The 15,306-nt window shown below is 60.9% G+C and carries 11 protein-coding genes; 3 read left to right on the forward strand and 8 right to left on the reverse strand.

Features of this window, described 5'->3' with window-relative positions; genetic code table 11:
- Positions 1-2: 2 nt before the first annotated feature.
- The 5 genes from QAZ47_RS31180 to QAZ47_RS31200 form a co-directional block, all read right to left on the reverse strand.
- Positions 3-1,901, reverse strand: a complete 1,899-nt coding sequence (locus tag QAZ47_RS31180) for an ABC transporter substrate-binding protein (RefSeq protein ID WP_278204757.1) — start codon at positions 1,899-1,901, stop codon at positions 3-5.
- Positions 1,898-3,793, reverse strand: coding sequence for an ABC transporter ATP-binding protein (locus QAZ47_RS31185; protein ID WP_278204758.1), 1,896 nt, complete (start codon positions 3,791-3,793; stop codon positions 1,898-1,900). The genes QAZ47_RS31180 and QAZ47_RS31185 overlap by 4 nt, the downstream gene beginning before the upstream one ends.
- 145 nt (positions 3,794-3,938) lie before the next feature.
- Entirely contained in the window at positions 3,939-5,279 is a 1,341-nt protein-coding gene (locus tag QAZ47_RS31190; protein ID WP_278204759.1) for an adenylate/guanylate cyclase domain-containing protein, read from the reverse strand.
- 264 nt (positions 5,280-5,543) lie between these two features.
- The gene (locus tag QAZ47_RS31195) at positions 5,544-6,887 is read right to left on the reverse strand and encodes a nucleotide sugar dehydrogenase (RefSeq protein ID WP_278204760.1); all 1,344 of its coding nucleotides are present in this window, start codon (positions 6,885-6,887) and stop codon (positions 5,544-5,546) included.
- A gap of 112 nt (positions 6,888-6,999) precedes the next feature.
- Positions 7,000-8,178 (reverse strand): DUF3095 domain-containing protein, encoded by a 1,179-nt coding sequence (locus tag QAZ47_RS31200; RefSeq protein WP_278204761.1) that lies wholly within the window; start codon positions 8,176-8,178, stop codon positions 7,000-7,002.
- A gap of 75 nt (positions 8,179-8,253) precedes the next feature.
- Here QAZ47_RS31200 and QAZ47_RS31205 point away from each other — a divergent pair, with 75 nt between their 5' ends.
- A complete protein-coding gene (locus QAZ47_RS31205) occupies positions 8,254-9,342 on the forward strand; it encodes a glycosyltransferase family 4 protein (RefSeq protein WP_278231946.1) in 1,089 nt (362 codons plus the stop codon).
- The gene (locus tag QAZ47_RS31210) at positions 9,339-10,103 is read left to right on the forward strand and encodes a polysaccharide deacetylase family protein (protein ID WP_278204763.1); all 765 of its coding nucleotides are present in this window, start codon (positions 9,339-9,341) and stop codon (positions 10,101-10,103) included. The genes QAZ47_RS31205 and QAZ47_RS31210 overlap by 4 nt, the downstream gene beginning before the upstream one ends.
- A 1-nt stretch (position 10,104) precedes the next feature.
- On the opposite strand, the gene QAZ47_RS31215 is transcribed toward QAZ47_RS31210, so the two are convergent.
- The 3 genes from QAZ47_RS31215 to QAZ47_RS31225 all read right to left on the reverse strand — a co-directional run bounded on the left by QAZ47_RS31215 (position 10,105) and on the right by QAZ47_RS31225 (position 14,389).
- The gene (locus QAZ47_RS31215) at positions 10,105-10,959 is read right to left on the reverse strand and encodes an MBL fold metallo-hydrolase (RefSeq protein ID WP_278231947.1); all 855 of its coding nucleotides are present in this window, start codon (positions 10,957-10,959) and stop codon (positions 10,105-10,107) included.
- A gap of 75 nt (positions 10,960-11,034) precedes the next feature.
- Positions 11,035-11,484 (reverse strand): cyclic nucleotide-binding domain-containing protein, encoded by a 450-nt coding sequence (locus QAZ47_RS31220; RefSeq protein WP_278204765.1) that lies wholly within the window; start codon positions 11,482-11,484, stop codon positions 11,035-11,037.
- Between the two features lie 190 nt (positions 11,485-11,674).
- Positions 11,675-14,389 (reverse strand): ABC transporter ATP-binding protein, encoded by a 2,715-nt coding sequence (locus QAZ47_RS31225; protein WP_278204766.1) that lies wholly within the window; start codon positions 14,387-14,389, stop codon positions 11,675-11,677.
- A gap of 162 nt (positions 14,390-14,551) precedes the next feature.
- Here QAZ47_RS31225 and QAZ47_RS31230 point away from each other — a divergent pair, with 162 nt between their 5' ends.
- Positions 14,552-15,223 (forward strand): class I SAM-dependent methyltransferase, encoded by a 672-nt coding sequence (locus tag QAZ47_RS31230; protein ID WP_278233916.1) that lies wholly within the window; start codon positions 14,552-14,554, stop codon positions 15,221-15,223.
- The last annotated feature ends 83 nt before the right edge of the window (positions 15,224-15,306 follow it).

Raw genomic sequence — 15,306 nt, forward strand, 5'->3', positions numbered from 1 at the left:
GCTCAGGACTCTCCAAGCCAGAATGTGTCCGGCATATAGACACCGAAATAGGCGGTCGGGTCGTAGCCGTAGAGCGCCTTGTCAGGCAGATTGCGCAGCCGCGAGGACGCCAGAATCGGCTGATGCGTTCCGTTCACCGTGCCGATCGAAAACACCTGGTCGGTGTAGATCGACAGCATTGAATTCCAGATTTCGGCGCGCTCCGTAGCCTTGGTCGATGCGTTCCAGCGCTTGAGCAAAGCCATCAGCTCGACCACAGGCGGAAGGTCGGGCGCCTCGCCGACCGTGCCGTGAGACAGGTAGTGAGCGCCCCAGAGCGGCCATTGCAGCTGGTCGTCGATGGTGGGGGCCAACTGGTACGGGTTCATGTCGGCGGTCGGTACGCCATTGTCGATGCCCGACCAAATCGACATCATGATCTCGCCACCAAGCGCGCGGCTGCGGAAGATGTCTCGCTGCGAAGTCCGGACGAACAGGGCGATGCCGACCTGCCGCCAGTGATCGGTGATGAGTTCGAGCGCATCGGTTTCCAGCGTGCTTTCGCCGGCCGTTTCCACGATGACCTGCGCCGGGCGTCCATCGGGCAGTATGCGCAGGCCGTCATCGTCACGCGTCTGAAGCCCGACCTCGTCGAGCAGGGCATTGGCCTGGTCGGGATCATGGGCGACCCAGGCTTTCGCGAATTCCGGCCGGTAGAGTGGGCTCTCCGGCAGGACGGTATCGGCACTCTCCTGCGCCAATCCGTAGAACACGGCCAAATTGATTTCGCGCCTGTCGACAGCAAGCGAAAGTGCGCGGCGCACGCGCACGTCGCGAAGCAGGCCACGCCACACCTTGTCGGCACAATTCAGATTGGGCAGCAGCGCCAGCCGCGAACCCTGTGTGCGTTTCCAAAGATGCATCTTCACCGGGTAGCGCTTCTCCGCGTCCTTCAGGAAGGAGTAGTCGGCAAAGTCGATTCCCATGCATTGCAGGTCGCTCTCGCCCGCACCGGTCTTGGCGGAAATGATCGCCGACGAGCTGACATTCATGACGATCCGGTCGACATAAGGCAGTTGCCGACCGTTCTCGTCTACTCGATGAAAGAACGGGTTGCGCTCGAAGATGAACTGCTCAGCCGGCGGCTTGGTCCGGTTATGCCAAGGATCGAGAGTCGGCAGTTCCGGGTTCTCCGGGCGATACTGACGCGACATGCGGATATGCAGGAGCGTCCATTTCTTGGCCCTGTTCTCCTCCATCAGGCCGGCGAGCCGGAATGGATCCTGGTATTTCTTGTGGAACTGCTTGAGATAGGCGGCCGGCAGGACAAGCGATAGCGGCGAAGCAGCAGCGAGCTTGGGCAGGAAATCGGGATTGGGCGCATCCCAGCTGTAGCGGACCGTCAAAGGATCGACGATCTCGAAGCGTGGCGGCTTGCCGTCCGCCAGCAAGGCCGGGGCGAGCCCGCCTTGCGAAAGCTCATCGTTGAGCCAGACATCTTCCCAGCAATAGCGAAAATCCTCCGGCGTCAGCAGGCTGCCGTCGGACCACTTATGTCCTTCCCGTATCTTGAAAGTGAAGACGCGGTCATCCGCTACGTCGAAACTTTCGAGAATGTCGGGTTGCAGGTTGAGCTTTTCGTCATAGCCGACCAGGCGAGCATACCCATAGATCGTCATCAGCCGGATATCTTTCTGGCTGCCGATGATCGTGCGCAGCGTGCCGCCGTACTGGCCTGGCTGTCGGCCCATCGCAGCGAGATTCAACACGCGCGGGTTCTTGGGCAAGCGTTCGGCGAGCGCCGGTACCGCCAGGGCCTTCAGCAGCGGCTGAAGAAATTCCGGCTCCAGATCGCCGGCACGCAACGTGCCCGGCACAAATGCCGAAGCCATAAGTCCAAGGACGGTGCGCCGGCTGATCAATGGCGCAACTCGCTGACATTGGCCGAACGTCGGGCCAGCACGAGATGGCCGCCGCCAAGATCGAGCGGCGACAGCATATCCTCGCCGCCCTCGTCGCGGAATTGCGGTCCCCAAGCGCTCGTGTCGGAAGCGCCGCTGAGCTTCAGCGTCTTGAAATCCATCGGCCTGTCGAGATCGGGGAAAGGCACTGCGGCGACCAGTGAGCGCGTGTAGGGGTGGATCGGTTTCCTAAGCAGAATCTCGCGTGGCGCAAGCTCGACGATGCGCCCGCCGCACATCACCGCGATGCGGTCTGCCATGTAGTCCACCACCGCCAGGTTGTGGGATATGAACAGGTAGGTCAGGCCCAGTTCCTTCTGCAGGTCCTTCAGAAGGTTCAGGATCTGCGCCTGGACGGAGACATCGAGCGCCGAAACCGGTTCGTCGCAGATCAGAAGTTCAGGCCCCAGCGCCAACGCGCGCGCGATGCCGATACGCTGACGCTGCCCGCCGGAGAAACTGTGCGGATAACGCTTGATGAAGCGCGGATCGAGCCCGATTGCCTGCATCAGGCTCTTGACCATGGCGAGTCGGGACGCGGCATTGCCACGTTGATGGATTTCCAGCGGCTCGCTCAAGATGTTCTCCACCGTCATGCGAGGTGAAAGCGATGAAACCGGATCCTGGAAGACCATCTGGATTTTCGCGCGCAGCGTGCGCAAGGCCTCGCCCTCGCCTGCCAGGACGTCGATCGGTCCATCGCGGCCGTTGAAGATCACAGAGCCGCCGCTAGGGGTTACGGCCCGCATGAGAATTTTGCTGACGGTGGTTTTGCCGGAACCGCTTTCGCCGACCAGACCCAGGCACTCACCCCGCCTGATATCGAAGCTCACGCCGTCCACGGCGCGAACAGAGGTTTGATGGTCCCCGCCGAACCATCCGGACTTGCGGATGGTGAAGGTCTTCTTCAGATCCCTGACCGACAGCAGGATGTCGTCCGGCCCCTTCGATGACGGCGCCGTCTGCTTGCCGAGCAGGTTGCCGACATTTACCGGCACCTCGCGCAGCGCCTTTAGCCTTTCGCCTGGCTTCAGTTCGAAATGCGGAACGGCTGCCATCAGCCCCTTCAGGTAAGGGTGGCCTGGCCGGCGGAATATCGCTTCGACAGGTCCCGCTTCCATGATCTCGCCATGATACATGACCACCACCTCGTCGGCGACATTGGCAACCACGCCGAGGTCGTGCGTGATCAGCAGCATCGCCATGTTCAGCTTGGTCTGAAGCCCGCGCAGCAATTGCAGGATCTGCGCCTGGATGGTGACGTCCAACGCCGTCGTCGGCTCATCGGCGATCAACAGGGCGGGCCGGCAGATAAGCGCCATGGCGATCATGGCGCGCTGGCGCAATCCTCCCGAAAGTTCAAAGGGGTACATGTCATAGGCGCGCTTGGGGTTGGGAAAGCCGACAAGGCTGAGCATTTCCTCGGTCCGCGCCTTGCGCTCCGCCCGAGTCATCGGCGTATGAATCCGCAGGGATTCGCTGACCTGGTTGCCGATCGTGTGCAGCGGCGACAGCGATGTCATCGGCTCCTGGAAGATCTCGCCGATGCGGCTGCCCCTCAACGCCCGGATTTCGGGTCCATCACGCGGCATCTTGAGGATATCCTGCGTCTTGCCGGGCTTTTCAGGATCGGAAAACAGGATGCGGCCGCGAACATGGGCCGAGTTCGGCAAAATGCCCATCACTGCCTGGCTGAGAACCGATTTTCCGGAACCTGACTCGCCCACGAGCGCGGTGACCTTGCCCGGCAGCACGCGAAGATTTGCGCGCCTGACGGCATGCAACGGCCCCCCGACAATGGCAAAAGAGATGCCTACGTCCTCGATCCGCAGCAGATCGACACCAGAATTCATTCTCGCACCAGCCCCACTCTGGCAAGTCCAGAAAGCGAGACTAGCGCATTGCCAGCCCAGAGCAACTTGGATTTCGAAACGGTCGCCAGTGGCGGAGCCGGCGACCGCACTGTTTGCCAAAAGCGTGGGGATCAGATCGTGGCAGCTATTGGATCTTGCTTGGGTCGCCCGCCGCCATGCGCGCGGCATCGCGATGAAGCAGCATGACCTGCTCGGCGTCCGATCTTCGGTCGTAAATCGGCTCCAGCGCACCGTCTTCATCGAGTGCGAGAGCGCCCGACAGATCGGGTGAAAGCACCGTCAGCTTCTGCTTGATGCCAGCCAGCTCCTCATTGCCGAGCGTCAGCCAGCTGTTGGCGCCGCAATAGCCGGCGAAGTCTTTGCTGGCGAGAACGCTGTGCGGATATTTCTTGGTCAGGGTCTGGAGGCGCTGGACCTCGTTTACAGCCGAACCGAAGACAGAGAATGTAAGCCGGTCGGTAAGCCCGACATTGCCGAACATCACGTTGCCGACATGCAGGCCGATGCCAAATTTTATGTCGGACAACCCCTGTTCCTTTCTGCGCAGATTGAGATCCATCATACGCGCGCTGGCCTTGTGGGCGGCCGCAAGAGCAGCCTGGCAGGCGGTCTCGGACTGCGAACGGTGCCTTTCGCAAGGGTAGATGGCAATGAAGCCATCACCTATGAAGCTCATGATCTGCCCACCGTTGCGATTGAACGGTGCAGCAACGGCGTCGAAAAACTGGTTCAGCGTATCGATATAGATTTCGCGACCGGAGGTTTCGGCAAGCCTTGACGACCCGCGCATATCCCCCATGACCAGTGCGGCCCGGATAGTATCTCCCTCGCCGCGCTTGATCTGGCCGTCAAGTACGCGCCTGCCGGCGTCGCCGCCGAGATAGGTGGTCATCATGTTGTCGGCGAGCTTGGTGAGCACCGCCATCTTGGTGGCGATAGCGAGATGGCTCTGGATGCGCAGCAGCGCCGAAATCATACTTTCGCTGAAGCCTGCGGCGCTGTCGGTGGACCACGACCCCATCATGCCCTGACTGGTGTTGCCGCTGAAGGGATGGACGAAAGCCATGTAATCGGTGACGCCCATAAGCCGCAGGTCATCGAAAACAGGAAACTCCGACAGCACCGAGGGGTCGAGCCGGCGTCGCAGATGGTCGAGCTTATTGCTGAGCAGATGGTAGTATGGGCTGGTCAGGAATCTTTCGGACGGCACGCCGGCCTGCTTGCGGAAGCCTTCCACTTCCATGCCCTGGCCGCGAACCCAGGTGAAGCCGAGCGCATCATAAAGCGGATGAAGCATCGAGAAGCTCAAATGCACCCGCTTCAGCGGCAGGCCGGCAGCAGCCAGCCGTTCGCAAAAGCCATTTACCAATGTTTCCAGGTCGTTGCCCGCCAGTGCCGAGTGGGTCAGCCAATCGGCAACCTTATCCATGAGAATGGCGGAAATTTCTGCTTGCGATGTGCTCATGCTATCTCGAAACCCGTCGAAGACGGAGCCATTACCCTCTGTTCTGCCATAACACAGTCCGCCAACGACGCCACGATAAGATACCCGAAGTCAACGAGGCCGGCCTCGGCGGCAAAAGCGGCGAAGCATTTCCCGGATCACTATCGTTGCAGCCAAGAAGAAGGCGTAAATGCATCTGTGTTCTGCTTGCGTTATGTGGCGAGGCAGCCGGCAGAGTGCAACCACGATCCTGACACTGGCAAAAATTCGCCGGCTCAGACGCCGTCAAGCCTTCACCACCGTCTCTCGGACCAGCCCGAGACGGCCAAAAACATTGCGTGTGTCGACGATCAGAAGGGCGTGATCAGCGATCGTCTGATAGTCGATCGCGTCGTGGTCGGTTGCAACGACGACAGCATCGAAATCCTTCAAGGCTGCCTTGGTCAATTCGACCGAGCGGCGCCCTTTGATCGCCATATGCTCCCGGGTGGTCGGGATCTCGGTAACATGCGGGTCATGGAATTCCGCCTTGCCGCCCCATTCCTCGATGAGTTCAATGAGCCGCAATGAGGGGCTTTCGCGGATGTCGGGCACATTCTTCTTATAGGCGAGCCCGATGATGAGAATGCGCGAGCGGCTGAGCGCCTTGCCGCAGCGCCGGTCCAGCGCCTTCGCGAGTTCATCGACGACATGACGCGGCATGGCCGTGTTGATCTCTGCCGCCAGCTCGATGAAGCGGGTCGGCAGTTCGTATTCGCGCGCCTTCCACGTCAGGTAGAAGGGATCGATCGGAACGCAGTGCCCGCCAAGTCCGGGGCCAGGATAGAAAGGCATGTAGCCGAAGGGCTTGCTCTTTGCCGCCTCGATCACCTCCCAGATGTCGATGCCCATCGCGCCGAGAACGACCTTCAGCTCGTTGACGAGGGCGATGTTGACCGAGCGGAAGATGTTTTCCGTCAGCTTGACCGCCTCCGCTGTCGCCGTCGAGGAAACCGGAACGACGGTCTTGACCACGCCCTGATAGAAAGCCTGCACGAGCGTCGCCGCTTCAATGCCGTCGCCTGCCACGACCTTGGGGATCGTCGCGACCTCAAAGCTGCGGTTGCCGGGATCCTCGCGTTCGGGCGAGAAGCCGAGGAAGAAGTCTATCTTCGACTGCAGGCCGGTTTCTTCCAGTATGGGCTTGATCACGTCGTCGGTGGTGCCGGGATAGGTAGTCGATTCCAGCACGACGAGCTGGCCGGGACGCAGATGTTTCGCAATGGTGCCTGCCGTGTTCCTGACAAAGGAGAGATCCGGCTCACGGTTTTTCGTCAGCGGCGTCGGAACGCAGATGATGATGACCTCGCAGACGGCCAGTTCGGCAAAATCCGCAGTGGCACGGAATCGTCCGCTCGCCACCTGGCCGGCAAGGGCTGTCGACGTCACCGCCTCGATGTAGGATTGGCCGTTATTCAGGCTCTCGACCTTCTGGGCTTCGATGTCGAAGCCGGAAACCGGAAAGCCGGCTCGCGCGATCGCAACCGCCAGCGGCAACCCGACATAACCCAGTCCGATCACGCCGACCTGCGCGGCGCGCGTCGAAATCCGGTTCAGAAGACGGTCATATATCGATCCTGAGGCGTCCAAAAATCTGCTTCCCGTCAATTCGGACAGGCTGTCCGCTCGCATGCCGAAGCTCACTTGGTCCCAAGACCATGGCCGAGGCATATTGCGGAAGATCGGTTTCCGCAAGCCGTCATCAAGCCGGCACCTTCGCCTTCAGGCTTGCGGCAGCCATCGCATAGCCGCCGGCCGCGCCATCGATGAAATGAAGGTGATCGCGCTGCAGCGGCGAAGCGACCAGGCATGTCATCAAGGCCGATTTCTGGCGGTGCAGGCCATAGTTGCAGATGCCCGCCTCTTCCGCCTGCTTCAGCCGGTTCTCGATCCGTTGCAACACATCCGCGTCAACGTCGATGGTCATCTTCAAGCCGTCGTCGAACTTCCGGAAATCCGAATTGCTGGCCACGTCGCGTTTGTAGACCTTCGGATCGAAACCGCCGATCGTCCAGCCAAATCGATCGGTGACAGCCGTAAGCGTCATCAGGAACATCACCCACAGCTTCGCCAGCCACCGCCGTCCTGCCGACGCCGTGGCCCGCGCCTCGATATCAAGACCGGCGGGTATCAAACTGTAGTCCGGCCCGTTCACCGGCACCGGGTGGCCATCGCGCTCCTGCCTGCCGGCTAGTGCGATGATGTCGGAAACCAGAAACTGAAAACCGCGCAAGTCGCGCGACGCCCCCGGGATTGCTATGATCGAGACGATTTCCCCGTGCCGGGCTTCGATCGGGTTCCATCGGCAGGAGAGGCCGGTCAGATCCGGCCGCGCGCCGGCGGGCGCAGGATCGATCCGGTAGCGCCCCGCTTTCATCTCGGCTTCCGCCCAACTGCTGCCGCCGCCGCCGAACATGGCATAGAGGACCGCTTCGGACGCCTGGAACCTCGCCACGCGAACGTCGAGGCCTTGCGCTCTTATGTCCTTTATCGGCACGATTGCGGCACGCAAGGTTAGGTCCAGTTCGTCCGCCACCCATCTCTGGACGGCCGCCAGCGCGTTGCGGGTGATCTCCAGCGCCGAGCCGGGAACCGCCACGAGCGCACCGTCGCCGCCGAAGACAAACGGAAGATCTTGCCGGTCCAGCGCATTGAGCAGCGCCGAAATGACGCTGGCACCGGCCATATTGACGGTTTTATAGCGCCCGGCCTTGATCGCCTTGGTCGAGCCGACGATGTCGGCGGTGGCCAGCGCCCAGCCATCGGGGAGAGGTCGGTAGTTGTCGATATCGGCAACGCTTTCGAACTTTGCGAAGACCGGCAGGGAAGCGACAAACGGATCGGACGCGGCAGCTGTTTCCATGAGCATCAGATAGCACATTCCCCTGCTTGAAGAGTGAAGTCGATCATGCTTCGAAATTGACTTGCGCCGGCTTTCCGATGATAGGGTCCGGCGATGCGAATTGCCTTCTATGCGCCGCTGAAGTCACCCAATCATTCCGTTGCCTCCGGCGACCGCCAGATGGCAAGGATGCTGATCAAGGCTCTGGAGCATGGAGGGCATAGCGTCGAACTAGCATCCGAACTACGCTTCTATCTACGCGAACCGGAGCCAAAAAGTTTCGATGCGCTTACGATCGAAGCCCGAGAGGAAGCCGCGCGGCTGGCAAGGCTTTGGGATCGCGACGGCAAGCCCGATCTCTGGTTTACCTACCATCCCTACTACAAGGCGCCCGACCTGATCGGGCCCGGGCTGGCGTCGGCCTTTGGCGTTCCCTATTTGACAGCGGAAGCCTCCTATTCGAGGCGACGCAACGCCGGTTTGTGGGCCGACACGCAAGCGTTGGTGGCATGGGCCGTCGAACAAGCGGCGCTGAACATCTGCTTCACGCAAAGGGATCGTCAGGGACTGGCAGATGCGATACCCGGTGCCACTCTCGGCATGCTGCCGCCCTTCATCGACACGTCGTTATTCAGGGAAACACCAGCACGGGGTTGTCCGACGCGCCTCGTTACCGTCGCCATGATGCGCCCGGGCGACAAAGTCGCCAGCTACCGCATGCTGGCGCAAGCGCTCGGTGCGATCGGCCACCTGCCCTGGACCATGTCGGTCGTGGGCGACGGGCCTGCCCGCGAAGAGGTCAAAGCGCAATTCGCCGGCTTGCCCGCCGATCGTATCGATTGGCTTGGCGCGATCGAGCCAGCAGCCGTGCCCGACGTCCTTTATAGTGGGGGAATTTACGTCTGGCCGGGTTTCGGCGAGGCCTATGGCGTTGCCTATCTTGAAGCACAGGCCGCAGGCCTTCCGGTGGTGGCCCAGGACATCGCCGGCGTGCCGGAGGTCGTGCGGGATGGCCAGGCCGGGTTTCTCACCCCGCCGGGCGATGTGGCGGCGTTCGCCTGTGCCATTGAAAGGCTGCTGTCTCGTAACGAGGAAAGAACCATCATGGCCGCAGAAGCCAGACGTTTCATCCTCGAAGAACGTTCCCTCAATGCTGCAGCGGTGCGTCTGGCCGAACTTCTTGCGAAGATCCCGGTTTCATGACATCCGATCAGATCTGGCAACTCTTGGTGGAAGAACTGGCGTGCTGGCAACGGGCGGACCGCAAGGCTGAGTTCTGGCTACGTGACGATGACGCCGTGGATCCGACGCCTGCGCTTGATCGACTGCTCGCCCTCACCTGTGAATCCGCGGTTCCGGTCACTCTGGCCGTCATTCCGGCCCTGACTGATGAGAAGCTTGTCGTTCGGCTTGACGAGGCGCCGCATGCCACGGTCGCCATCCATGGCTGGGCCCACCGAAATCATGCGCCGAAGGGCCAGAAAAAGCAGGAGCTCGGCGCGCATCGGCCACGCGAGGCGGTGCTCGATGATCTGGCTCGCGGGCTGTCGCACGTAACCGGCCTTCACGGCGCACGTGCCGTTCCGATGCTGGTGCCACCCTGGAACAGGATCGACGCCGGCTTGGTTTCCGACCTTGAATCGATAGGATTTGCGGCATTGTCGGTCTTTGGGCCGCCGAGGCCGGCTTCGCTGACGGTCGTCAACACCAATGTCGACATCATGGATTGGCATGGCACGCGCGGCTGCCGCGATCACGGCATATTGGTTCAGACCATCATCGCGCAATTGCGGAACGCATTCGACGGCGGCGAACCAGTCGGCCTGCTCACCCACCATCTCGTACATGATGAGTCGGCCTGGCTTTTCCTCGAACGGCTGTTCACAGTCACCGCACAGACTGAAGCCTGCGCATGGCTTCCGATCAGGACATTGATCGGGCGTAGCGCTGCCAGAGGAAAATAGCTCAGCGCTTTTTGTGCAATGAGACTGGAAATTTGAGAGTCTGGCCATCCCGCGCGGCAAAAGCTCCGGCAAATCTCTCCTTGGCCAGTTTCTCGATCTCGTCCAGTTCCTCGTCGGTGCGTGCCGGATCGTGGTGAACCAGCGCAAGCTCTCGCGCACCGGCCGCCTCGCAGAGCTTGACGCCCTGTTGCCATGTCGAGTGCCCGTTACCGCGGCGGCGTTCCATTTCCTCCTCGGTGTACGCACAATCGTAGATGACGAGGTCGGCATCTACGATCAGGCCGAGCACCGCCTGATCGAGTTTGCCCGGCTCGTGCTCGGTGTCGGTGATCACTGCCACGACGCGGCCGCCCCATTCGACCCGGTAGCCTATGCAGCCGCCCGGATGGTTAAGACTGCCGGTTCGGACCACCACCCCTTCCCGCGGCCGAAGCACGTCTCCGGATATGAAATCGCGGCAGTCGATGCTTGCCTTGCAGATATCGAGCGTCACCGGAAACCACGGCGGCCGCATGAACTCATCGACCATCTGCCGGGTCGTCATGCGCCCTGCAAGATGGCCGGACCAGAGCCTGACTTTGACGCTCCGGTCGTAGATCGGCTTGAAGGCCGGCAGCCCGATGATGTGATCGTAATGGCAATGGGTGAAAAACAGGTCGAAATCGGTCACGCCCGACGCCCGAAGTGCCCCGCCGGCAGGTCGCAGGCCGGAGCCCGCGTCGAACAGAAGCGTATGCTTTCCGCATCGCATCTCAATGCAGATCGTGTTGCCGCCATAACGGGAGAATTCTGGCCCCGATACCGAAATGCTGCCGCGCACCCCCCAAAACCTGACCAGGAAAACGTCGTCCTCCATGCTGCTCCTTTGCGGTCCAGTCACCCATGCTAGCCGGCGTCGTCACGACGGCGAGGATCAGGCGCGCGTCGCTGGTTACTTGGCGCTCCGTGCGTCGATCAGATCTGCGGTAGTATGGCTCAGGCGATCGGCGAGGACCCGCACCATCTCGATGGTCATGTCCGGGAACTCCCTCATAAGCCTTAGGAAATGATCTTTTCGGATTCTCAAGGCTTCCAGCGGACTCGCGGCTCTGACGGTGGCGGTGCGACTGCTGTTGCACAATATGGCGATCTCGCCAACGATCGAATTTGGCACCAGTTCGGCAACTTTTATCGGTCCGCTGTCGGAATCGACCAAAATATCCGCCTTGCCTGAAAGGATGACATAGGCGGCATCTCCCTCGTCGCCCTGCCGGAAAAGGATCTGGCCGGCACTGTAGCTTACGCGATCGGATGTGAACGCAAGCAGCTTGAGTTTTGCCAGCTCTATGCCGGAGAACAAGGGAACGCGTTGCAGCATTCCAACCTCATCCTTGAGCAGCATTGTCGCAACCTTCCCAACATTTACGTCCGCGAGACTAGAACAACCGACGCCCAGATGGAATCAATTCTGCTTGCGGATAGCGGGATGAACCACGCGAAACGTGGCGAGCCCGATCCGTTGGAAACCTTAATCCCTTGACCTCGCGGCAAGTTCCCACCGGCAGAATGATCCCATCTGAGTGTCCAATGCTCTATGACAGCAGTTCCTTGAAAATACCGTCCCCTGTCAAAAGTCCCTCGTGTGTTCCGTCTTCCACCAAACGACCCGAGTCGAAGACGACAACGCGATCGAACATCATCGCCATTGCCGGATTCGTCACGACCCACACAATTGCCGGCGAACGGCCGTCGCGTCTTGCTTCCTCGAGCACGTTTTGCAGCACCTTGTCCTGTACGCGCTGGTCGAGCGCCGACAGCGGCCGGTTGAGAATGAGAAAATCGGGACGCTTGAGCAAGGCCCGGGCAACATCGAGCTTCTGTCGCTGTCCACCGGTCAACCGCCTGCCGCCTGCGCCGACGTTGAAGTCCAAACCGACATCCAGCAGTTCGGCGTAAAGCCCCAGTTCATCAAGAATGTCATAGACGATCGAGCGTATGCGGTCCGGCGCGTCGGGATGATTGCTGCCCAGACGCCCGAACAGGACATTGTCCATGACGGTAGCCGCGGCAATGTATTTGGCAGGATCGTACCGTTCGACCGCGTTTTGCAGCTCGGGCGGCAGGTCTTCATAGAACTGGTTGCGCGCGGCGACGATCTTGTTCATCAGCTCGTCGCTCAGCAGGCCGAAGCGGTGCCGGGGTTCGATATAGGCGAAGCTCAGCGTGACGATCATGGCGCGGTCGTTTTCCGGAACCGCCTCGTAGGGGCGGTTCTTGAGCCTTTGCAGCAAGGTCTCGTAGGCGGGTATCTCTTCGGCGCTCATGAAGGTGAGTTGCTGGAAGAACTGGTGGTCGGGCGGCAGGTCGGCAAACAGCTCGATCGCCTGTTCGGCGATCTCCATGCCCATTTCGTAGAGCGTGCGATCGAGGCCGGATTGCCTCAGCACGGAAGCAAAATAGGGATTTGCCGCCAGCCCCCTGTCGGCCAGCTCCGGGCCGGCGGCCGCGCCGAAGAGCAGGTTCTGGCCGATCGTTGCTTCCTTGTTGTAGGCGCCTGGTTCGAAAGGAACCACCAGCCCGCTCAGCCCCTCGTGTTCCAGCCGGGCTCGCAGCGCCGCGCGCAGTTCGACGATACGCCTGGCAAGCTCCGTGTGACGCTTGAGGTCGGCCGTGGAGCGCAAGCCAAGATCCAGAATGTCGCGCGACAGAACAACCGCGTCGAGCACGCGGCGTACAGCTTCAAAGAGGTCGTGCGGACCGGTGGCGCCTGCGGAAGCATAGTTGATCCAGTCGCTGTTGATATCGATATCCGAATTGCCCGACCGGCGCGCCTCGTTGATGTTCCAGCGGTGCTGGTCTGCCGCGGCACCGTCATAAGTCACCGATGTCAGCGGCGCATGCTTCAACCCGTAGAGCAGATTGTCGCGGAGGCTTGCCTGGAACAGGAAAACATCCGACGACGCATAGGACATGCGCCGTCCAGTCACTGCCTCGGGGAGTTCCAGCAGGTCGTCGGCGCCCGAAGCGACCCTTCCGCTTTCCGGCCAGTTCAGCCGCGCGAAAGCCTCCGCAAGCGCTTCCGCCCCACCTGTTGCGGTACTGACCAGCGCCACCGTCTCGCCCGGCTTGACCTGGAGGGAGATACGGTCGAGGAGCATTGCACCGCCATCGTCTGCCATGGACAGGCTGATCGCCGACAGCGGGTCGGTCATCGGACCAGGATCGTCGATCGTCAATGCCCCGATTCTCGGCGCAATGAGACCCTCGACGGTGAACTGTTCGACGACCTGCTGATATTTGACCTGGACATCCTGCCGATCCTGATCCCAGTCGATCAGTTCCTTCATCGGTCCGGGCAGATCCTTGTAGGCGCCGATCACGGCTACGAGCTGGCCGACGTCCAGCCGCCCCTGGATAACCAGATACCCGCCGACCATGTAGAACAGAAAGGGCGTGACCTGCGCGAGAAAATTGTTGAGGAACTTCACCATGAATTTCCATTGGTAAAGGTCGAAGCGTATCTTGAAGATGAGTCCGAGCCGGGCAGCAATGTCGGCGCGCTCGTAGTTTGATGTATCGTGGACGTGGACCGCGCCGATGCCGTCGACGATTTCGCCGACCCGGCCCGAAAGCGCGCGCGCCGTCAGCTGCCGTTTGCGCCCGAGTACGATCAGCCGGCGCCGCATTCGCGGGATGAGCACGATCTGGATCGCCACGATCACGGCCGCGATCATTCCGAGCCAGAAGTTCTGGACCAGGATGAACAGCATGGCCGTCAGCGCCTGGCCGCCGAGCAGTACCGGCTGCAGGAAGGCATCGCCGATGAAGCCGCCCAGCGGCTCCACCTCGTCCTTGACCATGGTCGCCACTTCGGCGGATTTCACGCGCTTGAAGTAACGGGGCGGGAACCGCAGCACACGATCGACCAGATCGAAGCGGATACGCCGCAGCATGCGTTCGCCGAGGCGGCCCTTGTAGGTGTTGATGTAGAGTTTGAACAGGCCGTTGATGATGACGAGCAGGAGGAACACGAGGCTCAGGGCGAACAGCGTCGCCGTCCGGTCGAGCTGAAAACCGGGGAAGAACTGGACCTCTCCGATGAACGGCAGGTTATAGTGCAGCTTCATGAAGGGCTGGGTCGCGCCCGGTTGTTCGAAGCCCCGGCCCTGGATCGGGCCGTTGACGATCAGCTTCGGCAGGTCGAAGGACATGAAATACGGGATCATCGAAAGCAGGACAATAATCAGTATCCAGAGCTGCTGCTTCTTTGTGTGCGTCCAGATATAGCGGGCTAGGCTGGGTTCCATATGCGACTGTGGACCTTCAGTTTAAGGAACAAAGTAAAAGCATCAGCTGGTGAGCGGCGCATCGGCTATCATCGCCGGCGATACCTTCGAAGCCTGCGAGGCGGCTTGGCGGGGCAAGATTGCGTTGTGTCGCCCGAAATCCCGAAATACAAGACGAATATGATGGATGTCACGCAACCACGCAATGCCGGCATGGACGGGCACGAGCAAGCCTTGGATCTCACGCGGGGAATTGCCGCCTATGTCAACCACCCTCTCGTGGCAGGGCTGGCGCGCGTTATCGCCAAGCATCCGACGGCCGACATCGCCAACGCCTTCAACCACAAGCAGGTCGCCTGCAAGATGTGGGCGCTCGACAGGCTGTTCGAAAGCTGTGGCGGCCGGTTCGGGCGCATATGGGTTTTGGGTGGATGGTACGGCGTATTGCCGGCGATGCTTTTCAACGATGCCCGCTTCGACATCGCGGCTGTCGATAGCATTGATATCGACCCCGAAGTCGCGCCGGTCGCCCGGACCCTCAATCGGGAAGCCGGCGACCGGTTCCGGGCGCTGACGGCAGATATGTACGCACTCGACTATGCAGCCGGGCGGTCCGACCTCATCGTCAATACGAGTTGCGAACACATAGCCGATTTGCGCGCCTGGCTTGCTCTCATTCCGCGGGGCACGAATGTACTGCTGCAATCCAACGATTATTTCAGCGAGCCGACGCACATCAACTGCGTTGGTTCACTTGCTGCCTTCGAAGCAATGGCGGCGCTGCGGGAGATGCGGTTCTCAGGCGAGCTGCCGACAAAGAACTATACGCGCTTCATGCTGATCGGAACCGTTTGAGGCATTTTCGCCCGGAGGAACATGGCGTTCCGCGACAACGACATCGCGCGCCCGTTAGAGCAATTCTAGGAAAATGTGTAACG

Source organism: Mesorhizobium sp. WSM4904 (assembly GCF_029674545.1).
Classification (GTDB): Bacteria; Pseudomonadota; Alphaproteobacteria; order Rhizobiales; family Rhizobiaceae; genus Mesorhizobium.